Source organism: Pseudogulbenkiania sp. FW507-F1, from assembly GCF_058781125.1.
In genome coordinates, this window is the sequence record NZ_JBYSWM010000027.1 from 13,267 (window position 1) to 38,671 (window position 25,405).

A 25,405-nucleotide genomic window follows, 5' to 3' on the forward strand; every position below is an offset into this window, starting at 1 on the left:
ATGGCTGAAAAAACCGCCGTCGCCGCGCGCCCCATGCCGCCGCCCGCCGCCGTGCTGCCGCTGCCCGAGCCGGCGGTCGACACGCGCACCTGGATCGCCATTTTTGCCGCGATCCTCGGGGTGTTCATGGCGATCCTGGATATCCAGGTCACCAACGCGTCGCTGCGCGAGATTCGCGGCGCGCTGTCGGCCACGGTGGAGGAGGGGTCGTGGATGACCACCTCTTACCTGGCGGCCGAAGTGGTGGTGATTCCGCTCACCGCCTTCTTCGTGCGGGTATTCGGCGCGCGGGTCTACATGTTTGGCAATGTCGTGCTGTTCCTGGTGTTTTCCACGCTGTGCGGCTACGCCTGGAACCTGCCGTCGATGATCGTGTTCCGCGCACTGCAGGGCTTCACCGGCGGCGCGCTGATCCCGACGGCGATGACGCTGATCCTGACCCGGCTGCCGCCCTCCAAGCGCACCATCGGGCTGGCGTGGCTGATGCTGTCGAGCACCATGGCGCCGGCCTTTGGCCCGACGCTGGGGGGAGTGCTGACCAACTTCTACGGCTGGCCGTCGATCTTCTTCATCAACTGGGCGCCGGGCGTGCTGATGCTGGCCGGGCTGGCCTACGGCCTCAAGCGCGAGCCGCTGCAGTTGAAGCTGTTGCGCGAGGCCGACTGGCTGGCGATCACGGCGATGACGGTCGGGCTGGGGTCGCTGATCGTGTTCCTCGAAGAAGGCAACAGCAAGGACTGGTTCGCGTCCGATCTGATCCGCGCCTGCGCGCTGGCGGCGCTGCTGGGCATCGTGGCGTGGGTGGCCATCCTGCAGAGCCGCGGCAAGCCCTTCGTCAACCTCGCGCTGTTCGCGCGCCGCACCTTCGGCGTGTCGTCGCTGGTCGGCGCGGCGGCCGGCATGGGGCTGTACGGCTCGACCTTCGTGCTGCCCCTGTTCCTGTCCGAGATCGCCGGTTACAACTCGCTGCAGATCGGCGAGGTGATCATGTGGATGGGGCTGCCGCAGATCGTGATGATGCCGCTGGCCGCGGCGTTCGCGAAGCGCTTCGACAACCGCGTGATCTGCTCGCTCGGGCTGCTGCTGTTTGCCGGCTCCTGCTTCATGAACGCCACCATGGACGCCACCACCGGCTACGACCAGCTGGTGTTCTCGCAGGTGCTGCGCGCGCTCGGCCAGCCGCTGATCGTGCTGACCTTGTCGAACTTTGCCATCCACCGTATCGAGGCGGCCAACCTGTCGTCGGCGTCCGGCCTGTACAACATGTCACGGATTCTCGGCGGCGCGGTCGGCACCGCGGTGCTGGCCACCACCATCACCTGGCGCGAGCACTTTCACTCGGCGCGTATCGGCGAGTCGGTGTCGCTGTTTTCCGACGCCGTGCAGGAGCGCCTGGGGCAGCTCACCAGCCAGTTCCTGGCGGGCAGCGGCGACCCGGTGGCCGCCCGGCAGCAGGCGCTTGCCGCCCTCGATCACCTGGTGCGCCGCGAAGCCTACGTCTTGGCCTACACCGACAGCTTCTTCATTCTGGGCTGCGTGCTGTTGGCCTCGATTGCCGTGATGTGGCTGGCCGACCGGGTGGTCGCCGGCGGCAAATGACCGCCTGGCGTAACGATTCAAGAGAAAGACCATGTTGAAAAAAACCATGATCTGCACGGCGCTGGCCTCGCTGCTGGCGGGCTGCGCCACCCCGGCGCTGCAACCGCCGGCGCCGACCGAGCTGGTGCCGGCGAGCTACCAGCACGCCGGCGCGCCAGCGGCGCACGACCTACCGCGCCAGTGGTGGCGGCTGTACCACGACGCCACGCTGAACCAGCTGGTGGAAACCACGCTGCGCGACAACCCCTATACCCAGGTGGCGCACCTGCGCCAGATCGCCGCCGAGGCGCAGACCCGGCTGGCCAACGCCGACCGCTTGCCGCAGCTGAACGCCGGCGTCGGTTTCAGCAACTCGCGCACCTCGACCAATACCGCGCTGGGCCAGATCCTGGGCCATCAGACCATCAGCGGCGACAAGATCACCACCGGCTTCGACGCCGCCTGGCAGATCGACGTGTGGAACCGGGTCGGCTACGCCGTGGCGGCGGCCAAGGCCGGGGTGGAGGCGGAGCAGGCCTTCGCCCGCATGGTCGAGCAGACGCTGAGCTGGGAGGTGGCGACCACCTACTGGCAGTACCGCCTGGCCGAATCCGACCTGGCGCTGTTGACCGACATCCGCCAGCAGCGCGCCGAGGCCGAAAGCGTGCAGACTGGACGCTTCGACGCCGGGCTGAGCAGCGAGCTCGACCTGGCGCGGGCGCGCCTCGAACTCAAGAATGCCGATGTCGAGATCGAGGACGCCCGCAAGCGCCTGAGCCTGGCCGAGCACGAGCTGGCCACGCTGACGGTCAAGCCGGTGGCGGCATTCAGCGTGCCGCGCGATGCGGCGTACCGTCTGCCGGATGTGCCCGCGATCAGCCCCGGCCTGCCGGCGTCCATCTTGCGCCAGCGCCCGGACCTGGCGCAGTCGGCGCAGAACATCCGCGCCTTGCTGGCGCAGAAGGAAATCGCCGACACCGCGTTCTACCCGTCGATCAGCCTCACCGGCAACTTCGGCTTCGCCTCGATGGAGCTGCGCAACCTCACCAACAGCGATTCGCGCCAGTTCACCCTGGGGCCGCTGGCCATCTCGCTGCCGATTCTCGACGGCGGCCGCCTCCGCGCCAACCAGAAAATCGCCGGCGCACGCTACCAGGAGGCGCTCAACGTCCACAAGGTGCAGCTGTTGATCGCGCTGCGCGAAGTCGACGATGCGCTGACCGAGGTGGAATCGTGCCGCACCCAGGCCGGGCTGCTCGACGCGGCGCTGGAATCGGCGCGGCGCGTGTCCCTGCTGGCCAAGGCGCGCTACGACAAGGGCGCAGTCAACTACCTGGAAGTGACCCAGGCCGAGCGCGACCTGTCGACGGCCGAGCTCAAGTTCCGGCGCAACCAGCTGAAGGGGCTGCTGGCCTCGACCCAGCTGGTGTACGTGCTGGGCGGCGGCTGGCAAGACGAGGCGACGCCGACGCACTGAGCGGCGGCACCCTACAGGAATCCGTACCCAAACTACCTACTTGTGTTCATTTTTTATCGGGTGAAACCATGTTCTATCAGAAAAATCTGCCGCTCTGGGAGCGGGTGCTGCGCGTCCTCGCCGGGATCGTCGTGATTGCCGTGACTCTGTCTCTGCCACTGGCGGGCTGGCTGCGCACGCTGATCATCGCTAGCGCTGCCGCCTTCCTGTTCTTCGGCTTCATCGGCTTCTGCCCGGCTTGCGCCCTCGTCGGCCGCAAACTGGACGCCAAGAAATAACCGGCGGCTACCGGGCCGATGCGGCCCGTTACCCTCATACAGAGCAACACACCATGATTCAAACCATCGACACCATCATCATCGGCGGCGGGCAGGGCGGCCTCGCCACCAGCTATTACCTGAAGCAGCAGGGCCGCGAGCACCTGATCCTCGAGCAATCCGACCAGGCCGGTTCGGCCTGGCGCGACGGGCGCTGGGATTCCTTCACGCTGGTCACCCCGAACTGGGCGTTCCGCCTGCCGGGAGCCGAGTACAGCGGCGACGCGCCGGGCGGCTTTCTGCAGCGCGATGAAGTGGTCGACATCTTTGCCGGCTACGCCGGGAAGTTCGATCTGCCGCTGCGGCTCAACACCCGGGTGAGCGCGGTCGAAGCCTGCCCGGAGGGCGGCTTCTGGGTGCGCAGCGCGGACGCCACCTACCAGGCCCGCCACGTGGTGGTGGCCACCGGGCTGTTCCAGACGCCGCGCATCCCAAGGTTGGCCGAACACGTTCCGGCCGACGTCGTCCAGCTGCATTCGGGCGACTACCGCAACCCGGCCCAGCTGCCCGAGGGTGGCGTGCTGGTGGTCGGCAGCTCGCAGTCGGGCTGCCAGATCGCCCAGGAACTGCACCAGAGCGGCCGCCCGGTCTACCTGTGCACCAGCGGGGCGGGGCGCATTCCTCGCACTTATCGCGGCCGCGACATCTTCGCCTGGGCGGCGCAGATGGGCTTTTCCGAGCGCACCGTCGACCAGCTGCCGAGCCCCAAGGCCAAGTTCGCCGCCAACCCGCACATGGCCGGCAAGACCGACGGCGGCAGCCTCAACCTGCACCAGTTCGCGCGCGACGGCATCCGCCTGCTGGGGCGTCTGCAGGATGTGCAGGACGGTAAGGCGCTGCTGGCCGGCGACCTGCACGACAACCTGGCCAAGGCCGACAAGTTCGAGGCCGACATGCTGCAGGGCATCAACGCCTACATCGCCCAGGCCGGCATCGAGGCGCCGCTCGAAGCCGTGCCGCGCTGGCTGGACGGCTATGCGCTGGAGGCGCCCCGCGAGCTCGACCTCGCGGTGAGCGGCATCCGCACCATCATCTGGGCGATCGGCTACGACTTCGACTTCGGCCTGGTGAAATTCCCGATCTTCGACGAGGACGGCTACCCCATCCAGCACCGCGGCCGGACCGCGCAGCCGGGGCTGTACTTCGTCGGCCTGCCGTGGCTCCACAAGCAGAAATCGGGCCTCCTGGCCGGGGTGGCAGAGGACGCCGCCCACATCGTCCAGAGCATCTGCGCCGAGCCGGTCGGCGCCGCGTGAGCTTCGCCGTCGGTCGGGCCTCCTGCGGACTGGCCGACGGGCTGTGCGGTAAGCTTGAGTCGAAGGGGGCAGGGCGATGCTGATCGACGACACCCCCGTCAGCCTGCGCCTGGAGCGGCTGCGCCCGGGCATCGGGCCGCAGCTGTTCGCCGGGCCGCAGCCCGTAGAAGTGCCGGCCTGGCCGGGAACCGCGTTGCGCCAGCTGTCGCTACGGCGACTGGATACGCTGCTGGACGGGCTGGCGCTGGCCGGCGTGGTGCCTGCCTGCGCGCAGGCCATCCGCCCCCATCAACTGGCCCATCTAGCCGGGCGGCTATGCGCCGAAGCCGCGCTGCACGCGCTCACCGGCCGCTACCACTCTATTGGCCGGCAGCCTGACGGCGCGCCCTGCTGGCCGGCGGGCGTGCTGGGCTCGATCACCCACGATGCGCACGGTGCGCTGGCGCTGCTGGCGTACCGAAGCGACTACCGCTGGCTGGGCATTGACGTGGAGCCACTGCTCGACGACGCCGGCTGCGAGGCGGTGCGCCATGCCTGCCTGACACCTCGCGAGCGCCGCTGGCTGGCGGCGGCCCGGCGGCCGGCGGCAGAAGCGACGCTGCGCTTCTCGGCCAAGGAAGCCTACTACAAGGCCGTGCACCCGGTGCTGGGCGGACCGATGGGCTTTCTCGACGTCGAGCTTGCCCCGCTCGAGCCCGACCGCCAGACGTTTCGCGTCGTGCCGGCGGCCAACCCCGAGGCACGCGACGGCCTGCCCGTCCTCGAAGGCCGCTTCGTGGAAGAAGGCGGCCGCGTGGTGGCCGTTATCGCGGTCTAGCTGCCGCGAGGCGGAAACCTCCACTGCGGTTGCCGAAATACGCGCCGGCGCGGGAGCGTGATGGCCGAGGGGCCGCGTGAAAGGAAGCGCTACGGCGCCGGGAGGGGGCATGTTCGGGATGCCTGCGTTCATCATCGCCTGACTGGCTGATGGATTGGCCCCGGGAGAGGGCATGAAAAACACGGCACGATAATGACGTTGGGCTACAATCGAGGCATGAAAACCCGACTCTATCCTCGTTGGCCGTTCGTCCCGTGCCGCCACCACGGCACTCCAGGGCAAGGGGTGCCGGCTGTCGCGGCCGTCCTGATGACGTTCACCTCGTGGTTGGCGATAGCGCTTGCCCTGCTGGCGGGGCCGGCTTTCTCCGCTCAGGCCGCGACCATCGAATTTGTTGCGCAGGCAGATGGCACCACGCGGGTCGATCTGTTCGGCGACAAACCCTGGTCGGAAACAATCCTGGTGGACATGTTCCCCCGCGAGGCAATGGCCTGGTCAAATCAGCAATGGCCGGTGATCCAGGACATCGACAGTGGGAAGCGCACGACGATCGGCCTGCTCCGGCTCTACCCGGGGCAAAGGCTGACCGGCCGCACCCACGCCAAACCCGGCAAGTCCAGCGCGCCTTCCCAGGGCTACTATCCCTACCAAGTGCCGGCTGATGCGGGCACGTTCTCCGAGGATGGCCGCTATCGTCTGAGCAGTTTCCAGGAACATATGATCGTGGCCAGCCGGGGAGGGGTGATCGCCGCCCTGGAGGCTACCGACCTTCCTTCGGCGCGTTTCCTGCGCATTGTTCATGACGATGGGTCGGTCGGAAGTTACCTGGGCCTTGCCCCGTATCCCGCCAGTCAGCCAGGTGTCCACGTCGATGCCGGCCAGCCCTTGGGGGTGAATCTGTCCAACCTGGAGTTTCAGTTCAGTGTCGAAATTCCGACGACCCGTTTTGTGCCGGGCGACCAGTACACGCTACAGCCGATAGCCAAGTGGGTTCGCGAGGACGGTCAACGCGCCGCCCCCCAGCCGCCATCTGCCGCAATGCAGGGCAACGCCGATAGTCTGGCAAGGCTTAGCAGGCTGCCTGATGGGCGAGAAGGAGCCGCCGCCTCGATCCCCATCCCGCCGTGGGCCAAACGCCTTCTCGTTATTGTCCTCGTGGCCAGCCTGCTGTGGTTCCTGTGGACCCTGCGCGTTCCGCGCCGGGCACGGTCCGAGCGCTTGCGGGAAGGGGAAACGTCCTACCGGCATTCGGCCTACCAACCGGGGCGCGCCAACGAGCCGCATTTGGATGCCTACGCCCGCCTGCTGCGCGCCGTGCATGGCGATGTGTCCCGTGCGGAAGCGCTGATGAATTATGAAATCAAACGCGGATCGAAGCGTTCCCGTGCCGCCCTGGATGCGCTCGATCGTCTCATCCGGGATCGTGGCTATTGAGGGCATCCGTTGCGTTGTTCCAAGGGGAGAGGGCTTCGTCTGGCGATACCCAGTCGCTGGTTTGTTCGCTAAAGTGAGCCATTGACCGAAAAATTGCCTCAATCAGGCCAGGCCCCCGTTAAGCCCTATGCGTATCCCACCGCTGAAAAGCATTATTGCGTTCGAGAGTGTCGCAAGAACAAAAAGCGTCAATCGCGCGGCCGAAGAGCTGGGCCTGACGGCATCCGCCGTGAGCCATCAGATTGCCAACCTCGAATCGAAGATTGGTCGCCCCCTGTTTACCCGCATGGGAAGAGGCCTGGTGCTGACCCCCATCGGTGAACAGTATCTCTCCGAGGTAACGGGGTCGCTGGCCGATCTCAGCCGCGCCACGGAACGCGCGGCCAATCAGAGCGAGGTCGACATTCTGCGGGTGCATTCCAGTCCCAGCTTCGGGCTGATGTGGCTGCTGCCGCGCCTGACCTCGTTCCAGGAGATGAACGGCGATATCCAGTTGAACCTGGCCTGCTCGTACGAGGATGTCTCGTTCACGGGCGGCTATTACGACGTCGATATCCGTTATGGCTATGGGTACTGGAAAGACGTCGAAGTCAGGACGCTGCGCAATGAATACATCACTCCGCTGGCCTCGAAGGATTACCTCGCGAAATACCCGATCAAGACGCCGGAGGACTTGCTCGGCCAGCGCCTGATTTTTTCCGAGACACCGTTAGTGAAGTGGCAACAATGGTTCGGCCGCCACGGCGTAGCGGCTGCGCATACCACGTTCGACTTTTCATTCGACCGCTCCTACATGTCGCTGGAGACGGCCGCGCTGGGCATCGGCATCGCGCTGGAGAGCACGCTGCTGGCCTCGGTGCATCTGCAGCGCGGCACCCTGGTTCCCGTGTTTGGCGAACTCTATGCCGTCGAAGTGGGTGCACACCATCTGGTTTGTCCGTCGCAGAATGCCGATCTGCCCCGCGTGGCCCGATTCATCGAGTGGATTGAAAAGCAGTTGGGCCCCAAAAAAACCTGAGCTTTCGCCTTTTCCGCTCTTTTCTGCCATAACACGCTTCCTGGTCGGGGGCGTGTTTCCTGTCGCGAGCAAATCCGACAACCGATTTCACACCTGAAAATTTCTCAGCAATAGTTGAACGGGACTGCGTTGATCCTCCTCGTTGCCGGATGCAAAGTTGAGCCACAACAAAGTCACCTGGAGACAATGATGTTGCTCGAAAACAAGGTAGTGATCGTAACTGGCGCGGCTTCTCCGCGTGGCATCGGCAAGGCGACCGCCAGAGTGCTGGCCGCCAACGGCGCGCGCGTCGTGATTCTGGACCTGCGCGAAGAGGATGCCGTGGCGGCGGCGCGCGACCTGGGCGAAGGCCACCTCGGCCTCGCCTGCAACGTCACCCGCAAGGAAGACTGCCTGGTGGCCGTGGAGGCCGTGCTGCAGAAGTATGGCCGGGTGGATGGCTTGATCAACAATGCCGGCATTACCCAGCCGCTGCGAGTGATGGACATCGCGGCGGAGAATTTCGACGCCGTGGTCGATGTGAACCTGCGCGGCTCCCTTTACATGTCGCAGGCCGTGATCCCGCACATGAAGAAGCAGAGCAGCGGCAGCATCGTCTGCATGTCGTCGGTGTCCGCGCAGCGCGGCGGCGGCATCTTCGGCGGCCCGCACTACAGCGCCGCCAAGGCCGGCGTGCTGGGCCTGGCGCGCGCGATGGCGCGCGAACTGGGCGGCGACAACGTGCGCGTCAACTCCATTACTCCGGGGCTGATCCAGACCGATATCACCGGCGACAAGCTCACGCCGGAAATGCGCGCGGAGATCATCAAGGGCATCCCGCTCAACCGGCTCGGCAACGCCGAGGATGTGGCCAATGCCTGCCTGTATCTGATCAGCGATCTCTCTTCCTATCTGACCGGGGTGACACTCGACGTCAATGGCGGCATGTTGATCCACTAAAACCGATAACGAGCCCGTCGCCATGAACGGCGGGCCGCCATGCCCGGAATGAAACCGGAGCATCTCTGGAGGAGAAAACCATGAAGTCAAAAAGCATCGCCGCGCCCAGTGCCGGCGGCATCACGATGCCTCATCAATCGGCGGATGCCGAGGCCAGACTGTACGCCAAGGTGCAGTGGCGGCTGATCCCGTTCCTGATGTTGTGTTACCTGGGCGCCTATCTCGATCGCGTCAACGTCGGCTTCGCCAAGCTGCAGATGCTCAACGACCTGAAGTTCAGCGAGACCATTTATGGCCTTGGCGCCGGCATCTTCTTCCTGGGCTATTTCTTGTTCGAGGTGCCCAGCAACATCATTTTGCATCGAGTGGGGGCGCGCAAATGGCTCGCCCGCATCATGCTCACCTGGGCGTTGATCTCGGCAAGCTTCGTGTTTGTCAAAACCCCAACCTCGTTTTACGTCATGCGCTTCCTGCTCGGCATGGCCGAGGCGGGCTTTGCGCCAGGGGTCATCCTCTACCTGACTTACTGGTTTCCGTCGGTACGCCGCGCCAAGGCCTTGTCGATGTTCTTCATGGCCATTCCGCTGGCGGGGATCGTTGGCGGCCCCTTGTCCGGCTATATCATGCAAGCCTTCCAGGGCTATCACGATTTGGCGGGCTGGAAATGGCTGTTCATGCTGGAGGCGCTGCCGTCCCTGGTGCTCGGCGTGGCGATCCTGTTCTATCTGGAAAACGGCATCGATGAGGCCAAGTGGCTCAACGACCAGGAAAAGGCGCTGCTCAAGCACAATGTCGCCAGCGAGGGCGCGCACAAGGTCGAGCACCTGTCGATTGCCGCCTTTGTTCAAGACCGTCGCTTGTGGCTGATGGCGGCCATCTACTTCTGTGTCGTGCTCGGCCAGTACGGGCTCACCTTCTGGCTGCCCACCATCGTCAAGAAAGCCGGCGTGCAAGACCCGCTCTGGGTTGGCGTCCTCACCGCGCTGCCGTACATCTGCACCATCATCGCGTTGCCGCTGATCGGCATGAGCGCGGACCGTCGCCGCGAGCGGCGCCTGCATCTGGCGGTTCCCATGATCTTGTCCGCCGCTGCGTTCTTGCTGCTGCCCCAACTGTCTTCCGTCAGCGCCTCGATTGCCTGCCTGAGCGTGGCCGCCGCGGGGATCCTGTCCGCCTCCTCGATGTTCTGGGCCTTGCCGAGCGCCATGCTGGGGGGCGTATCCGCTGCCGCCGGCATTGCCGCCATCAACTGCATCGCCAACCTGGCGGGCTTCTTTTCGCCGGCCATCGTCGGCTGGCTCAATGATCTGACCGGTCATTCCACCGCGGGCCTGGTGTTTATCTCGCTGGTCGTCTTCTTCGGTGTGGCCTTGGTGTTCCGCGTCCCTGCCAAGACCGTCAACCGCTAATCACTCGAACCCAAGGCGGGCATTCGCCCGCCTCCTCTATCACTGGAGACCAACATGGACAGTCCGTCGCATAAGCCGACGCCGACTCTGGCTGATCGCGCCTATCGAATTCGCCGTTACGCCCTGCAGATGGGGGAAGTGCAAGGCCAGGGCTACGTGGGCCAGGCCCTTGGCTGGGCCGACGTGCTCGCCGTCGCCTACGGCCACGCCATGAATTACCGGCCGGAAGAGCCGGAATGGGAAGGCCGGGACCGCTTCCTGCTTTCGCATGGCCACTACGCCATTGCCCTTTACGCAGCCTTGATCGAAGCCGGCATCATCCCCGAATCCGAGCTGGAAACCTACGGCAGCGACGATAGCCGCCTGCCCATGTCCGGCATGGCCACCTACACCCCCGGCATGGAAATATCCGGCGGCTCGCTGGGGCAAGGTTTGCCCATCGGAGTGGGGATGGCACTGGGGCTGCGGTTCAAGAACAACCCGGCCTTCGTCTACAACTCGATGTCCGACGGCGAGCTGGACGAAGGCTCGACCTGGGAGGCGGCGATGTCCGCGGCCCATCACGGCCTGTCGAATCTGATCTGCCTGGTCGACATCAACAACCAGCAGGCCGACGGCCCCTCCAGCAAGGTGCTGGGCTTCGAGCCCTTGGCAGACAAATGGGCCGCCTTCGGCTGGCACGTGCAGCGCATCGACGGCAACGATCTGCCCGCCGTGATCGAGGCCTTCGATACCGCCCGCAACCTGCAAACGGCCCAGCCGCGCGTCATCCTGTTCGATACCCTCATGGGCAAAGGCATTCCGTTCCTGGAACAGCGCGACAAGAACCACTTCATCCGGGTGGAGGCCGCCGAATGGCAGCAGGCCATTGCGATTCTCGACCAATCCCAGCAACAGGAGGCCGTATAAATGAACACCGCCGAAAAGAAACCGCGTCTGACCACCTCGGCGATGATTGCTTCCATTGCCGCCGAGGGCCAGCGTGTCAAAAGCGCACCATTCGGGAACGCCCTGGTCGAGCTGGCCGCCTCTCGCCCCGACATCGTCGGCATGACGGCCGATCTGGCCAAGTACACGGATTTGCACTTGTTCGCCAAGGCTTACCCGCAGCGCTTCTTCCAGATGGGCATGGCCGAACAACTCCTGATGGCCGCCGCTGGCGGCATGGCCAAAGAAGGCTTGTTGCCGTTTATCACCACCTACGCGGTATTCGGCACCCGGCGCGCCTACGACTTCATCCATCAGGTCATCGCCGAGGAAAACCTCAACGTCAAACTCTGCTGCGCGCTGCCCGGCCTGACCACCGGCTACGGCCCCAGCCACCAGGCTACCGACGATCTGGCCATGATGCGCGGCGTCCCCGGCCTCACCATCGTCGACCCCTGCGATGCGCTCGATGTCGAGCAGGCCGTGCCGGCCATCGCGGCCCACAACGGGCCGGTGTACATGCGCCTGCTGCGCGGCAACGTGCCGCTGGTGCTGGACGAGTACGACTACCGGTTCGAGCTGGGCAAGGCCAAGATGCTGCGCGACGGCCGCGACGTGCTGATCCTCTCATCCGGCTTCATGACCATGCGCGCACTCGAAACCGCGGAAGAATTGCGCAAGCACGCTATCGACGCCGCGGTGCTGCACAGCCCGACCATCAAGCCGCTCGATGCGGAAACCATCTTGCGCGAAGTGGCGAAACCGGGCCGGCTCGTGGTGGTGGCGGAAAACCATTCCGAGATCGGCGGGCTGGGCGAAGCGGTGGCGCGTCTGCTGCTGTGCTCTGGCGTGCGACCGGCCGCGTTCCGACAGATTGCACTGCCGGATGCCTTCCTGGACGCCGGCGCCTTGCCGACCCTGCATGACCGGTACGGCATCTCGGTCGAGGCCATGGTGACCCGGATCAAGAGTTGGCTATAGGCTCTGTTTAGCGATCTCTGATCGAAAAGGCTCCCGGCTCGTTGGGAGCCTTTGTCGTTGCTTGGCGTCATGTCCGTGATCGCCAGGAAATGTCGGCCCCCAATCAGGCGGTGAATGCGCGCAAGGCCGTCAACGGCACATGCAGGGCTTCGTCACGGGCAAATGCCTCGAGCAGGTAGTCGACGGTGGCGCGCACCCGTGGCGCAAGCAAGGCGCGGTGCGGGTATTGCAGCGCCATCTCGTAGGTGCCGGGGTGGTGGCAGTCGGCCAAGACCACCTTGAGCGAGCCGGCGCGCAGATGAGGCCAGGCGTGATGGATGCCCACCTGGGCGATGCCGAGGCCGGCCAGCGCCGCCTGCGCCAGGGCCTCGGGTGCCGATACGGTGATGACGGCGGGGGCAGGCTCCCGCTCGTCCAGGCTGCCGTCCGCCAGCCGGAAGCACCACGGCGAGAGCCGTCCGCCAAGAAAACGCCGGGCGATCAGGCGATGTTGTGGCAGGTCCTGCGGCGTGCGGGGAACCCCGTACCGGGCCAGGTAGGCGGGAGACGCGATCAGCACCATGTTCAGGCGGCAAATCAGTCGCGACACCAAGGCGGAGTCGACGAGCTGCCCGCCCCGGACCGCCAGGTCGTAGCCCTCTTGCACCAGGTCGACCCGGCGGTCGTCGAAGTCCACCTCGACGCTCAACGCGGGATGGCGCTCCAGCAAGCCGGGCAGGGCGGGCATCACCTGGTCGCGCCCGAAGGCGGCGCTGGTCGAAATGCGCACGCGCCCGGCCGGCACCACGCGCTGTGCGGCCACGGTATCCACCGCGGCGTCCAGCGCATCCAGTGCGATGCGCGCCTGTTCCAGGAAGGCGAGGCCCTCGGCCGTGAGCTTGAGCGAGCGGGTGGTGCGATTCATCAGGCGCACGCCGAGTCCCTGTTCCAGGCTGGCCACATTCTTGCTCACCGCCGCCGAGGAAATGCCCAGGCTACGTGCCGCGGCGGCAAAACTGCCGCTCTGGGCGGCCTGCACGAAGGAAAGGATGGCGCGCACGCGCTGCGATGAATCCATGGTGCTGCAACCGGTGTTGAATGCGTCATTATCAACTTGAAGTTATGGAATTATCAACCAGGCAATGCGTTATTTTCGTGAATCGACTTGTCCATAATCGGCGACATCCATCACCCGATCCGACAAGGAGAACGCAATGCTGATTTCGATCGTTTACGATAGTGTCCATGGCCATACCGCCAAACAAGCCCAGGCCGTGGCCGAAGGCGTAGGCCAGGTGCCCGGAGCCGAAGCGCAACTGATCGCCGTGGCCGACGGCCCGATCCAGTGGGAAACGCTGGCCGCCAGCGACGCCATCATCTTCGGTTCGCCCACCTATAACGGCACGGTCAGCGCCCGCCTCAAGCAAGTCATGGAAGATTCCACGGGCCCGGCGTGGGTGCCGCAGACCTGGCGCAACAAGATCGCGGCCGGCTTCACTAACTCCGGCGCCCTGCACGGCGACAAGCTCAACAGCTTGATCACCATGGCGTTGTTCGCGGCCCAGCACGGCATGATCTGGGTCGGGCTCGACCTGTTCCCCGGCCGCACGCCGGATGAACGCAACCGCATCGGCGGCTGGCTGGGCGCGATGGCGCAGTCCGACGACGTGTCGCCCGAACTGTCGCCAATCCCTAGCGACCTGCAGACCGCAGCCGACCTTGGCCAGCGTGTCGCCGAGATCACGCGCCAATTCAAGTAAGGAGGGCACGGCAATGTCCACTCTGAATCCATGCCATGCCGCCATCACCATGGACGATGTGCGCTCGGTCTCACCGGCGCTGGCCCAGCTCACTCAGGACGCGATCGTCGGCAAGCTGTGGCAGCGGCCCGATTTGCCTGCCCGCGAGCGCAGCATGGTGACGCTGGCCGCCTTGATCGCGTGCAACCAGCCCCTGGGCTTGCCGCATTACGTCAATCTCGCGCTTGAGCACGGCGTCAGCCCTGGCGAGATTTCCGAGATCGTCACGCACCTGGCGTTCTATGCAGGTTGGCCGAACGCCTTTTCCGCGGTGATAGCGATCAAGGACATCTTTGCCCAGCGGGGCATCGCCTTCGACCCGTTGTCTTCGGCTGGTTTTGACCTTGCCACGGGCACGGTTGCCGGCTTTGGCGAGTGAAAGTCCAGAGTTTTAGGCAAGCAATCCGCCGGATCCGGCTATGGGTGGGCACTCGGTACTCGGGACAATAGCGGGCATCGCAACCTCAGCCACTCAACGGAGAAATCGCCATGAGCAGAGCCAAAGCCTATGCCGCATTGAACGCCCACAGCGCACTGGTGCCCTTTGACATCGAGCGCCGCACCCCGGGTCCGGACGACGTGCAGATCCAGATCCTGTATTGCGGCGTCTGCCATTCCGACCTGCATACCGCGCGCAACGAATGGCACAACACCCTGTACCCGTCCGTGCCGGGCCACGAGATCGTCGGCCGCGTCGTCGCGGTGGGCGAGCGGGTGCGCCGCTTCAAGGTCGGGGATCTGGCTGGTGTCGGCTGTATGGTCGACAGCTGCGGGCATTGCCCGTCCTGCCACGACGGCGAGGAACAGTTCTGCGACCACGGCTTCACCGGCACCTACAACGGTCCGCTGCTCGGCGGGGAGAACACCTACGGCGGCTACTCGCAGAGCATCGTCGTCAAGGAGTCCTTCGTGCTGCACATCCGCCACCCGGAGCAGGATCTCGCCGGAGTCGCCCCCTTGCTTTGCGCCGGCATCACCACCTATTCGCCGCTGCGCCAATGGGGTACGGGCCCGGGCAAGAAGGTCGGCATTGTCGGCCTGGGCGGCCTCGGCCATATGGGCGTCAAGATCGCGCATGCGATGGGCGCCCATGTGGTGCTGTTCACCACCTCGGCCGGCAAGATCGACGACGGCAAGCGCCTGGGCGCGGATGACGTGTGCGTCTCTACCGATCCCGAGCAGATGGCGCGCCATGCCGGCCAGCTCGACTTCATCCTCAATACCGTCGCCGCACCACACTCGCTGGACCCTTATGTGGAATTGCTCAAGCGCGACGGCACGATGACGCTGGTGGGGGCGCCGGCCGAGTCGCACCCGGCGCCGAACGTGTTCGGGCTGATCTTCAAGCGGCGCCGCATCGCCGGTTCGCTGATCGGCGGCATCCGCGAGACGCAGGAGATGCTGGATTTCTGCGCCGAACACGGCATCACTTCCGATATCGAGCAGATTCCGATGGCCTATATCAACACGGCCTACGAGCGGATGCTCAAGAGCGATGTGCGTTACCGCTTTGTGATCGACATGGCGAGCCTGGCATGACGGCGTTGGCGATGCCGCCTGCCGTCTCGCGGCGGCAGGTGTGGAGCGCCGTCGGCTCGATGGCGCTGTGCGTGGCGATGCTGATCGCCGCGGAGTTCATGCCGGTCAGCCTGCTGACCCCGATCGCCGCTGATCTGCACGCAAGCCAAGGCATGGCCGGACAGGCGATCTCGATCTCCGGCCTGTTTGCCGTCGTCACCAGCCTGCTGATCGCCAGCATCGCCGGGCGCTTCGACCGCCGTCATGTGTTGATGACGCTGACCGGGATGATGCTGGCCCTTGGCCTGGCCGGCGTCGTCGGCATGTATGGGGCCACGGCGCTGATCTAACGCTATCTGTATGGCCTGACGTAATCATTGCCGCGAAGCAGGCGGGGAAGGCCGCCTGCTCGCCGTGGCGTCACGCCGAAAGGGTATCGATCCGTTGCATGTTTTCGTCGGCCGAGGCCCCTACACCCATGGCCTGGAGTAAGCCCATGATGTCGCGAGCCGGCGGCGCGCCGAACATCCGGTGATATTCGCGCCCGAACTGGGACGCACTTTCATAGCCGACGCGGAAGGCGGTGGTCGCCGCGTCCAGCCGGTCGTTGAGCATCAGCCGGCGCGCTTCGTGCAGGCGCAGTTTCTTCTGGTATTGCAGCGGGCTCATCGCCGTCAGCGCCTTGAAGTGGTGATGGAAGGTCGAGGCGCTCATCTGTACCGAGGCGGCGAGTTCTTCGACCCGCAAGGCCTTGGCGAAATTGGCCTGCAGCCAGTCGATCGCGCGCGCGATGCGGTGGCTCTGGCTGCCGGCCGTGGAGATTTGCCACAGATGGGCACCAAAATCGCTCATCAGCAGGCGGTACAGGATTTCCCGCAAAATCAGCGGAGAGAGCACCGGGATGGTTTCCGGCTCGTCGAGCAGTTCGATCAGGCGCAGAAACGATTTGAGAATCGCCGTGTTGGCCTGGCCGACCGCGATGCCGCGCGAGGTCGGCTGTGGGCGCGGGGGAGACAGATTGCCCTCCACCATCAATTCGGCCATCGCCTGCAGATCGATGGGCATCCACAGCGCCAGATAGGGTTGTTCCGGGCTCGCTGTCGTGATGTTCGCAATGGTCGGCACATTCACCGCGGTGACCAGAAGCTGGCACGCGTGATACGAGAGCGTTTCCTCGCCGAGCAATACCCGCTTGCTGCCCTGGACGATCAGCGCAATGCCGGGTTCGAAAATGCAGCGGATCGGCTCGGACGGCATTTGCAGCCGGTATAGCGTCAGCCTCTGGATGGGGGTGACATAGGGGGCCGCATCGCTGTTCACCCAATTGGCGATGGCGGCGGCCAGTTCCTGACGTACGGCTTCGAGCTGTTCCTGTTCGCGGGCCTGCTGTTTCAATTTCCACTCCTCAACGCTGCTGGCGGCCATGCTACATCAGCTGTTTCGTACTATCTTTCATTCTGCATGGAGGACGGAGGATTAGGCTAGAAAGTCACAGAATCCGACTATCCCCCGCCTGCGGACAGTCAGGACAATACCTTGAATTGTTTGCGTTCACTCGGAGCCACGTCATGATCACTCTCAACATAAACGGCCAGGCGATGCGTGTCGACGCCGCACCGGACACCCCGCTGCTCTGGGTGCTGCGCGACATGCTGCAGATGACCGGCACCAAGTTCGGCTGTGGCATGGCGCTGTGCGGCGCCTGTACCGTGCACCTCGACGGCCAGCCGATCCGCTCTTGCAGCACGCCGGTTTCCGCCGCCAAAGGCAAGAAGATCACCACCATCGAAGGCGTGGGCCACGACCGGGTTGGCCAGGCGGTGCAGCAAGCCTGGCAGCAGCTCGACGTGGTCCAGTGCGGCTACTGCCAGTCCGGCCAGATCATGAGCGCTGTGGCGCTGTTGCACAGCAACCGCAACCCGAGCGACGCCGATATCGACAATGCGATGGGCGGTAACGTGTGCCGCTGCGGTACCTACGTGCGCATCCGCGCCGCCATCCACGAAGCAGCCAAGCTGCTGGCCTGACCGGGAGAACACCATGACCAGCAGTATCGAAAATGTTAGCCGCCGCCGCTTCCTGCAAGGCGCGGCCGGCCTGACGCTGGCGATCTACCTGCCGGCAGCCAAGGCCGCCAGCGCCGCCCCAGCGGCTAAGGCAGGCGCGGCCGGCGCCAATGCGGCACATGCCGCCTTCGAACCGAACGCCTTCCTGCGCATCGGCGAGGACAACAGCGTCACCGTCATCTCCAAGCATCTCGAAATGGGGCAGGGCACCTACACCGGGCTCGCCACCATCGTGGCGGAAGAACTGGACGCGGACTGGAACCAGGTGCGGGTGGAAAGCGCGCCGGCCGACGCCAAGCGCTTCAACAACCTGTTCTGGGGGCCCGCCCAGGGCACCGGCGGCAGCACGGCCATCGCCAACTCGTGGGAGCAACTGCGCAAGGCCGGCGCCACGGCCCGCGCCATGCTGGTGGCGGCGGCAGCCAAGCAGTGGAACGTGCCGGCCGGCGAGATCACCGTCGCCAACGGCGAAGTGCGGCATGCCGCATCGAGCCGCAAGGCGAGCTTCGGCCAACTTGCGCGTGCCGCCGCCGAGCTGACGCCACCGACAGAGGTGAAACTCAAGGACCCGAAGGATTTCAAGCTGATCGGCCAGCGCATCCCGCGCAAGGACAACATCGACAAAACCACCGGCAAGGCCGTGTACACCCAGGACATCCACCTGCCGGGCATGCTCACCGCCGTGGTGGCCCACCCGCCGCGCTTCGGCGCCAAGGTGAAGTCGTTCAACGCCGCCAAGGCCAAAGCCGTCAAGGGCGTGGTGGCCGTGCTGGCCATCCCCACCGGGGTGGCGGTGCTCGCCCGCGATACCTGGAGCGCCAAGAAGGGGCGCGACGCGCTGGTGGTCGAATGGGACGAAAGCCAGGCGTTCAAGCTCGGCTCGGCGCAGATTCTGGCGCGCTACCACGAACTGGCCGGCCAGCCCGGAGCCGTCGCCCGCAAGGCCGGCGATGCCGAACAGGCCCTGGCGGGCGCCGCCCACACGCTGGAAGCGTCCTACGATTTTCCCTATCTCGCTCATGCGGCGATGGAGCCGATGAACTGCGTGGTGCACTGGAGCAAGGACGGTTGCGAAGTGTGGAACGGCGACCAGATGCAGACCGGCGACCAGATGGCGCTGGCCAAGCTGTTTGGCCTCAAGCCCGAGCAGGTGCGCATCCACACGCTGTATGCCGGCGGCAGTTTCGGCCGCCGCGCCAACAAGGACGCGGACTACGTGCTCGAAGCCGCCCATATCGCCAAGGCGCTCAACCGGCGCGTTCCGGTCAAGCTGGTCTGGCTGCGCGAGGACGACATGCGTGCCGGCTACTACCGCCCCATGTTCCACCATCGCCTGCGCGCCGGGCTGGACAGCCAGGGCCGTCTGACCGGCTGGCAGCATCGTCTGGTGGGGCAGTCCATCCTGGGCGGCTCGCCCTTCGCTGCCATGGTCAAGGACGGCATCGACCCGGTCTCGGTGGAGGGGGCGGCCAATCTGCCCTATACCATCCCCAATATCCTGGTGGATCTGCATACTCCGACCGATATCGGCGTGCCGGTGCTGTGGTGGCGCTCGGTCGGCTCGACCCATACCGCGTTCTCGACCGAGACTTTCCTCGACGAGCTGGCGCATACGGCGGGGCACGACCCGGTGGCTTGGCGCCTGGCCATGTTGGCCGAACACCCGCGCCATACCGCCACGCTCAAGTTGGCAGCCGACAAGGCCGGCTGGGGCACGCCGCTGGCCCCCGGCAAGCCGGGCGAACGGCGCGGGCGCGGCGTAGCGGTGCATGAGTCGTTCAACACCGTGGTGGCGGAGGTGGCCGAAGTGACGGTACAGCCGGACGGCAGCTTCCACGTGGATCGCGTGGTATGCGCGGTGGACTGCGGCATCGCCATCAACCCGGACGTGGTGCGGGCGCAGGTGGAAGGCGCGATCGGCTTCGCCCTGGCCCCGGTGCTGTACGGCGCCATCACGCTGAGCGACGGCAAGGTGGACCAGTCCAACTTCCACGACTACCCGCCGATCCGCATGGCGGACATGCCTCGCGTCGAGGTGCATATCGTACCCTCCGCCAACAAGCCGACCGGCATCGGCGAACCGGGCGTGCCGCCTTTGGCGCCGGCGGTGGCCAACGCGCTCGCGGCAGCGACCGGCAAGCGCATGCGCAAGCTGCCGATCAGCGCCGAACTGCTGAAGGTGTAACCATGAACAGTACCGACCGGCAGGTATTGGACGCGGCCTTGCGGTGGGCGGCGGACGGGCATCGCTTCGCCTTGGTGACCGTGGCGCGCACTTGGGGCTCGGCGCCGCGCCCGCCGGGTTCCTGGATGGCGCTGCGCGACGACGGGCAGGTGCAGGGCTCGGTGTCCGGCGGTTGCATCGAAGCGGACCTGATCGAACGCCTGCTGCGGGAAGGCTTCGCTTCGAGCGAGCCCTATGCGGTGAAATACGGTGTCACGCAGGACGAGGCGCGCCGCTTCGGCCTGCCCTGCGGCGGTACCATGGAACTGGTGATCGAACCCTCCCCCGATCTCGGAGCGCTGGAGACGTTGAGTGCGGCGATCGCACGCGGTGAACTGGCCCGCCGTACCGTCGTCATCGGCCAGGAAGGCTGTACGGTCACGGCAGCTTCGGCAGCGGAAACGCTCAGTTGGGATGGGCATACGCTGAGCACCATGCATGGCCCGGCCTGGCGCCTGCTGATCATCGGCGCCGGACAGATTTCCAGTTACCTCGCGCAGATGGCGCAGGCGCTGGATTACCAGGTGCTCATCTGCGACCCGCGCAGCGAGTACGCCGCGGAATGGCAGGTGCCGGGTACAAGGCTGTTGCCCGGTATGCCGGACGACGTGGTGCTGGAACTCAACCCCGATGCGCACACCGCCGTGGTGGCGCTGACGCACGACCCCAAGCTGGACGACATGGCCTTGCTGGAGGCGCTCAAGGCGCCGGCCTTTTACGTCGGCGCGCTGGGCTCCCGCCTCAACAACCGGCGGCGGCGCGAACGGCTGCTCGAGCATTTCGACCTGACGGCGGACGAAGTCGCCCGCCTGCACGGGCCGGTCGGCCTGCCGATCGGCAGCCGCACGCCGCCTGAGATCGCTCTGGCCGTGCTGGCCGAGATGACCGCGGTGCGCAACGGCGTGTGGTCACCGGACGGCTTGCGCCCGAAACGCGCTGCCGCCGAAGCCGGCTGCCGCGCCGCATGAGCGTCTCGCCCAAATCTCACCCGATCGTCGGCATCCTGCTGGCGGCCGGGGCCAGCCGTCGATTCGGAAGCGACAAGTTATCGCATAGGCTGCCGGACGGCACGCCGATGGCGGTCGCTGCCGCCGCCAGTCTTCTGCCGGTGTGTGCACGTGTCGTGGCGGTGCTGCGCCCCGGACGGGACGAATTGGCCGCAGCGTTGACGGCGGTAGGTTGTGAAATCGTGCTTTGCCCGGAGGCCGAGGGCGGCATGGGGCATAGTCTGGCCGCTGGCGTGCGCGCCACGGCCGATGCGGCCGGCTGGATCGTCGCGCTGGCCGACATGCCGTTCATCGCCAGCAGCAGCCATGCCGCCGTCGCCGCCGCCCTGCAGGCCGGCGCCAGCCTGGCCGCCACGCAATACCGAGGGCGACGCGGCCACCCGGTAGGCTTTGCCCGCGCCTGGCAGAACCCATTGGCTGGACTGACCGGTGACCAGGGCGGCAAAACCCTGCTGGAACAACACCATCAGAAGCTAACCCTGTGCCCCGTCGATGATCCTGGCGTGGTCCGGGATATCGATTATCCGCGAGACCTGATCGATGCCGGTTCGGGGACAAGCCCTTGTGAATGACTTGATCGTGCCAAGCACGTCACCGCTTTCAGGAAGGCATTTCGGCATGGCGTCATTATCGCTGAAAGCGGATAACGAACAGCCCGGCCCTCTGCTCTTGGGCTGCTGTCTAGGCAAAGGTGGGGCATGAGGGCTGGAGGTGCGCAAACACAAGCAAAGCAAGGCAGGAGGCATAAGCGGGCCTCGATCTGGGGTGGCTGCGTCAAACGAATTGGCGGATCAAATCCTTGCGTGGCAAGGGTTTCAGGCGATGGGAAAACTCAAACGGCCGGAGTCGATCAGAAAAACCGATGGAATCCGCCGCTCATCGGAAGCATAAGCTGGCCGTTTGGCCACTTTATGCTGCCTGTCACACAGCCGCTTGCTGCTCCGGCATGGAAAGATGTCGCGCCGAGCCCCTAATTGTGCGATCCATAACCGGCCCGGCTCGGGCGATGAGAACACGGGCACGGCAGCAAGACGGGAGAGTGTCGAAGGCTTCATCCGATAGCTACAGCCAGGCTGCCCCCTCACTGTTAGCCGTTTCCTGATATCCCAGGTGAGGGCACGCCTTGAAGCAGATCCCGGAAACCAGCGGATGCGTAGCCGGCACCTCGTACCGGACATACTGAAGAACGAAACTCCGTGACGCACCCACGGCCCGTCTTATTGCGAAGTCAAAACTTGCCAAGCCCCTCTTGCTGGGCAAAACGAGACATCACATAATAACGGGACACCTTGATGTCGTGACCCTTCGCCTTTATACAAGCGAAGTCGCACCTGTTCATGACAATCCAAAGGGCCGATAGCTCAGCTGGGAGAGCGCTGCGTTCGCAATGCAGAGGTCGGGAGTTCGATCCTCCTTCGGTCCACCATTCCCCCGATTTCCTGTTTTGTTGTGTGACTGGAAGCATAAAGTGGCCAAACGGCCAGCTTATGCTTCCGATGAGTCGCAAATTTCATCGATTTTTCTGATCGACTCCGGCCGTCGGAGCTTGTCTCATCACCTGAAACCATTGCGATACAATGGTTTGAGCCATCAGTGCCTTTGAACGCTCCATTCCACAGCGCGGCCAGCTTATGGTTCCGAATCGTGGTGCGTGGCCAGCTTATGCTTCCTGCCTTGCTTTCCTTGCATTTGCGCACCTTTACCCATCATGAGGCCCTTTCGAAAGGGCTGTTGCCCCATGAGCAGATGGCCCAGCTGTTTGATTAGAGAAACTTGGTGAGAACGCAGTGTGTGCAAGTTTTGCACACACTGCAGTTGACCTGCATGCCAGTGTTAGGCTGGTTGGCCCCTACGCGCGTCAATCATGTTGGTTCCCCGAGCTCCAAGTTTTAGAAACGCCAAACTGCTTCAGTGAATTTCAGCGCAGTCCAAACCAAGCCGTGACGACCTCGGTGAGGTATGCTACGAATGTGCTCTCTCACCCTTCTGACTGGCTCCTATTGAGCAGGCCCAGCGTCGCTTCAGGGTCGGAAATGCGCCTTTCGAGTGGCAAAAAGCCGACGTTCGACGCCGGTGATAGAGAAATGGCCGGTATGGGGCCCCTGAGCAGACGCTCAGGGCAAATAGGGCGTAGGACCGCTAAGGCCGAAAATCTGCCTGTCATTCAATTCGAAATCTGACGTTACGCTGTCTTTGTTTCAATAGGTACGACTTGAGTGACTGGCTGATTGCAATACGTTGCCCATGCTTGCATGAGCTGTCTACGCTGAGACAGTAGTTGGTCACGTGCATAGGCTGCTCGAGTCTGGTCATTGTTGACGTGTGCCAAGGCAAGCTCGGAAACTTCATCGGCAAATTCGGTGCCTTTGCAGCTGCGTGCCCAATCCTTGAACGTACTACGGAAACCATGCGTGGTGATATTGGATACCTGCATTCTGTCATACAAGGCTTTGAAAGCCTGATCGGACATCACACTCCCTTTCGGGGTAGGGAAGATCAATGGGTTGCCGACAATTCTGGGCAGCGTCTTCAACAGAGTGTATGCCGCATCGGACAAGGGGACGGTGTGACTTTTACTGGCCTTCATCCGTTCCGCACTCACAGTCCAGGTTCTGCCTTGCATATCAATTTCATCCCAGGTTGCGCCTCGAACCTCACCCGAGCGTGCCGCAGTGAGGATGGCAAATTCCAGAGCTTTGGCCGATGTGCCGCTGCGTTTGCGAAGCATGGCCATGAACGTGCCGATCTGACTGAAGGGAAGGGCAGCATGATGTTCAACTTTTTGAACCTTGCCTGGCGCGGGTAAGACGTGCTTCAGGTTACTCTGCCATGCGGCGGGGTTTTCACCTTCCCGATAGCCAGACACTTTGGACCAGTCAAGAATGGATTCAAGCCGGCCGCGAAGACGGCTGGCAGTTTCATTTTTGGCATTCCATAGTGAAGCCTTGCCACCCTCCTTGGTAGGCACCTCCTGGCGTAGTACGAGCAGAATGGCGTCATTATCGATGGAGGTGATTGGGAAGTTGCCAATCAGGGGGAAAGCGTAGGTGGTCAGCGTCGATGTCCATTGCTTGGTGTGTTTGTCATTTCGCCATTCGATCCTCTTGTCCTCAATGAAGGCAAGAGCACACTGTTCAAAGGTTTTGGACTTTCTTGCCGCGAGCTTGGCTTTTTGCTTCTCTTGAAGCGGATCGATACCGTTACGGATTTGCTTGCGAAGGGTACGCGCTGTATCTCGGGCTTCTGCGAGGGAGACTTCAGGGAATGATCCCAGGCCAATACTCAGGCGTCGGACGACCTCTTTACCACTTTGATTGATGCGGGAGCCCATGGCGGCGCAGAGAACCCAGGCGCGTGAGTTGCCGACGATGCGCAGGTACAAGCCATCGACACCCCCGACGGCATGCTTGCCATTGTCTTTGAGTTTCGAGACGGCAAGGGCAGACAATTCTTTTGCTTTTTTAGGTATAGAGTAATATCCTTGTACTGCATAGTGTCCTGCATAAAGTAGCGGATTTTAGAAGACCCTACAAGACGGTACTGGACATAAATATCAGTAACATATTGATATTAAAATTAATTTTTAGACGTTGCTGGACTGCAAAAGACGACGGTTGCAAGGACCCCCTCTCCGCCAGAATTCAAAAAAGCCCGCTGAATGCGGGCTTTTTGCTTTTCCGGCGTGGCGCACACTCGGATGCCGCCGGGATACCCTGGCTGCGCGTGCCGGACAGGGGCGGGGTGGCTTGGGGTGTCGCCAATTTTACCCCACGCGCCGCCACTGACAGTGCTATCTTCTTATCATCTCCTCATACAACTGAAAGGCATGTTGTGGCCCTTGAGTTTCAACCCGTCCACGCCGGCGCGCGTTTGTCCGAGCAAGTGGCTGAGGCACTGGCCGAGGGTATCCATTCGGGCGCCTTGCAGCCGGGCGACAAGCTGCCGTCCGAAGCCCAGCTGGTCGATCAATTCAAGGTGAGCCGCACCGTGATTCGCGAAGCGGTGTCCCAGTTGAAGTCGCTGGGTCTGGTCATTTCGCGCCAAGGCTATGGGGTGCTGGTGCAGGAGCCGGGGATTCGTCCGCTCTCGTTCGATGCGGCGCATACCGCCTCGATGGAGGCGGTGGTGCAGATGGCCGAGGTGCGGCGCGTGCTGGAGGCCGAGGCAGCCGGCCTGGCGGCGGCGCGTCGCAGCGAGCAGGATCTGGCGGCGATCCGCGCGGCCGTGGCCGCACTGGCCGAGGCGGCGCAAAGCGGTCGCGACGGGGTGGAGGAAGACGTGAACTTTCACCGCAGCATCGCCGCGGCCGCCGGCAACCCGTTCCTGATTTCGACGCTGGATTACCTATCGCAGTACCTGCGCGGCGCCACCCAGGTGACGCGGGCCAACGAAGCGCGCCGCGAGGATTTCTTCAAGGAAGTGCAGGACGAGCACAACGCCATCGTCAGCGCCATCGAACGCGGCGACCCGGCGCGCGCGCGCAAGGCCGCCGCCTCCCATATGGATAACGCGATTCGCCGCATCCGCGCTGCCGACCCGGCGTTCTGGGACCAGGAAGGCGAGAAGCTGGCGCAAACGCTGCGCATGCGCTGACGTTCAGATAGATGCGGCGGGCCGCCTCACCCCGCCGCCGCATCTCCCTTTCCGCAGACGGCCGAG

23 protein-coding genes and 1 tRNA gene are annotated in these 25,405 nt (G+C 64.3%); 21 read left to right on the forward strand and 3 right to left on the reverse strand.

Features of this window, described 5'->3' with window-relative positions; translation table 11 throughout:
- From AC3WG5_RS15575 to AC3WG5_RS15625, 11 genes are all read left to right on the forward strand, one after another.
- Nucleotides 1–1,599, forward strand: coding sequence for an MDR family MFS transporter (locus AC3WG5_RS15575; protein ID WP_492569438.1), 1,599 nt, complete (start codon nt 1–3; stop codon nt 1,597–1,599).
- Nucleotides 1,600–1,630: 31 nt separating this feature from the next.
- Nucleotides 1,631–3,055 (forward strand): efflux transporter outer membrane subunit, encoded by a 1,425-nt coding sequence (locus AC3WG5_RS15580; protein WP_492569439.1) that lies wholly within the window; start codon nt 1,631–1,633, stop codon nt 3,053–3,055.
- Between the two features lie 68 nt (nt 3,056–3,123).
- The gene (locus AC3WG5_RS15585; RefSeq protein WP_294866255.1) at nt 3,124–3,333 is read left to right on the forward strand and encodes a YgaP family membrane protein; all 210 of its coding nucleotides are present in this window, start codon (nt 3,124–3,126) and stop codon (nt 3,331–3,333) included.
- Nucleotides 3,334–3,386: 53 nt separating this feature from the next.
- A complete protein-coding gene (locus tag AC3WG5_RS15590) occupies nt 3,387–4,628 on the forward strand; it encodes an NAD(P)-binding domain-containing protein (RefSeq protein WP_492569441.1) in 1,242 nt (413 codons plus the stop codon).
- Nucleotides 4,629–4,704: 76 nt separating this feature from the next.
- Nucleotides 4,705–5,445 carry a 4'-phosphopantetheinyl transferase family protein gene (locus AC3WG5_RS15595; protein WP_492569442.1) on the forward strand — a complete coding sequence of 247 codons (741 nt, stop codon included), beginning with the start codon at nt 4,705–4,707 and terminating at the stop codon, nt 5,443–5,445.
- A 216-nt stretch (nt 5,446–5,661) separates the two neighbouring features.
- The gene (locus AC3WG5_RS15600; RefSeq protein ID WP_492569444.1) at nt 5,662–6,879 is read left to right on the forward strand and encodes a hypothetical protein; all 1,218 of its coding nucleotides are present in this window, start codon (nt 5,662–5,664) and stop codon (nt 6,877–6,879) included.
- Nucleotides 6,880–7,006: 127 nt separating this feature from the next.
- Entirely contained in the window at nt 7,007–7,897 is an 891-nt protein-coding gene (locus tag AC3WG5_RS15605) for a LysR substrate-binding domain-containing protein (protein WP_492569446.1), read from the forward strand.
- Between the two features lie 186 nt (nt 7,898–8,083).
- Nucleotides 8,084–8,836 (forward strand): SDR family NAD(P)-dependent oxidoreductase, encoded by a 753-nt coding sequence (locus tag AC3WG5_RS15610; protein ID WP_482580930.1) that lies wholly within the window; start codon nt 8,084–8,086, stop codon nt 8,834–8,836.
- A gap of 80 nt (nt 8,837–8,916) precedes the next feature.
- Nucleotides 8,917–10,245 (forward strand): MFS transporter, encoded by a 1,329-nt coding sequence (locus AC3WG5_RS15615; RefSeq protein ID WP_492569448.1) that lies wholly within the window; start codon nt 8,917–8,919, stop codon nt 10,243–10,245.
- Nucleotides 10,246–10,299: 54 nt separating this feature from the next.
- The gene (locus AC3WG5_RS15620; RefSeq protein ID WP_008953521.1) at nt 10,300–11,154 is read left to right on the forward strand and encodes a transketolase; all 855 of its coding nucleotides are present in this window, start codon (nt 10,300–10,302) and stop codon (nt 11,152–11,154) included.
- Nucleotides 11,155–12,153 carry a transketolase family protein gene (locus AC3WG5_RS15625; protein ID WP_492569450.1) on the forward strand — a complete coding sequence of 333 codons (999 nt, stop codon included), beginning with the start codon at nt 11,155–11,157 and terminating at the stop codon, nt 12,151–12,153.
- Nucleotides 12,154–12,256: 103 nt separating this feature from the next.
- Here AC3WG5_RS15625 and AC3WG5_RS15630 read toward each other — a convergent pair whose 3' ends face one another.
- Nucleotides 12,257–13,210: a LysR family transcriptional regulator gene (locus AC3WG5_RS15630; RefSeq protein WP_008953523.1), complete on the reverse strand. Its 954-nt coding sequence runs from the start codon at nt 13,208–13,210 to the stop codon at nt 12,257–12,259.
- A gap of 136 nt (nt 13,211–13,346) precedes the next feature.
- Here AC3WG5_RS15630 and AC3WG5_RS15635 point away from each other — a divergent pair, with 136 nt between their 5' ends.
- From AC3WG5_RS15635 to AC3WG5_RS15650, 4 genes are all read left to right on the forward strand, one after another.
- Nucleotides 13,347–13,892, forward strand: a complete 546-nt coding sequence (locus AC3WG5_RS15635) for a flavodoxin family protein (protein ID WP_482580936.1) — start codon at nt 13,347–13,349, stop codon at nt 13,890–13,892.
- A 49-nt stretch (nt 13,893–13,941) separates the two neighbouring features.
- Entirely contained in the window at nt 13,942–14,310 is a 369-nt protein-coding gene (locus tag AC3WG5_RS15640) for a carboxymuconolactone decarboxylase family protein (protein WP_492569452.1), read from the forward strand.
- Between the two features lie 110 nt (nt 14,311–14,420).
- Nucleotides 14,421–15,470, forward strand: a complete 1,050-nt coding sequence (locus tag AC3WG5_RS15645; protein ID WP_492569454.1) for an NAD(P)-dependent alcohol dehydrogenase — start codon at nt 14,421–14,423, stop codon at nt 15,468–15,470.
- The gene (locus AC3WG5_RS15650) at nt 15,467–15,799 is read left to right on the forward strand and encodes a hypothetical protein (RefSeq protein WP_008953528.1); all 333 of its coding nucleotides are present in this window, start codon (nt 15,467–15,469) and stop codon (nt 15,797–15,799) included. Before AC3WG5_RS15645 ends, AC3WG5_RS15650 begins: the two co-directional genes overlap by 4 nt.
- Before the next feature lie 70 nt (nt 15,800–15,869).
- Here AC3WG5_RS15650 and AC3WG5_RS15655 read toward each other — a convergent pair whose 3' ends face one another.
- Nucleotides 15,870–16,874 carry an AraC family transcriptional regulator gene (locus tag AC3WG5_RS15655; RefSeq protein WP_492569456.1) on the reverse strand — a complete coding sequence of 335 codons (1,005 nt, stop codon included), beginning with the start codon at nt 16,872–16,874 and terminating at the stop codon, nt 15,870–15,872.
- Between the two features lie 143 nt (nt 16,875–17,017).
- On the opposite strand from AC3WG5_RS15655, the gene AC3WG5_RS15660 reads away from it, so the two are divergent.
- The 5 genes from AC3WG5_RS15660 (at nt 17,018) to AC3WG5_RS15680 (ending at nt 22,172) form a co-directional block, all read left to right on the forward strand.
- On the forward strand, nt 17,018–17,476 hold the full coding sequence (locus AC3WG5_RS15660; protein ID WP_492569457.1) for a (2Fe-2S)-binding protein: 459 nt from the start codon (nt 17,018–17,020) through the stop codon (nt 17,474–17,476).
- Between the two features lie 13 nt (nt 17,477–17,489).
- Nucleotides 17,490–19,700: a xanthine dehydrogenase family protein molybdopterin-binding subunit gene (locus AC3WG5_RS15665; protein WP_492569459.1), complete on the forward strand. Its 2,211-nt coding sequence runs from the start codon at nt 17,490–17,492 to the stop codon at nt 19,698–19,700.
- A gap of 2 nt (nt 19,701–19,702) precedes the next feature.
- Entirely contained in the window at nt 19,703–20,707 is a 1,005-nt protein-coding gene (locus tag AC3WG5_RS15670) for an XdhC family protein (protein WP_492569461.1), read from the forward strand.
- Nucleotides 20,704–21,318 (forward strand): nucleotidyltransferase family protein, encoded by a 615-nt coding sequence (locus AC3WG5_RS15675; protein WP_492569463.1) that lies wholly within the window; start codon nt 20,704–20,706, stop codon nt 21,316–21,318. The genes AC3WG5_RS15670 and AC3WG5_RS15675 overlap by 4 nt, the downstream gene beginning before the upstream one ends.
- Before the next feature lie 778 nt (nt 21,319–22,096).
- A tRNA-Ala gene (locus AC3WG5_RS15680) sits at nt 22,097–22,172 on the forward strand.
- A gap of 756 nt (nt 22,173–22,928) precedes the next feature.
- On the opposite strand, the gene AC3WG5_RS15685 is transcribed toward AC3WG5_RS15680, so the two are convergent.
- The gene (locus AC3WG5_RS15685) at nt 22,929–24,194 is read right to left on the reverse strand and encodes a tyrosine-type recombinase/integrase (protein ID WP_492569465.1); all 1,266 of its coding nucleotides are present in this window, start codon (nt 24,192–24,194) and stop codon (nt 22,929–22,931) included.
- A 422-nt stretch (nt 24,195–24,616) separates the two neighbouring features.
- Here AC3WG5_RS15685 and AC3WG5_RS15690 point away from each other — a divergent pair, with 422 nt between their 5' ends.
- Nucleotides 24,617–25,339, forward strand: coding sequence for a FadR/GntR family transcriptional regulator (locus tag AC3WG5_RS15690; RefSeq protein WP_492569467.1), 723 nt, complete (start codon nt 24,617–24,619; stop codon nt 25,337–25,339).
- Nucleotides 25,340–25,405 lie beyond the last annotated feature (66 nt).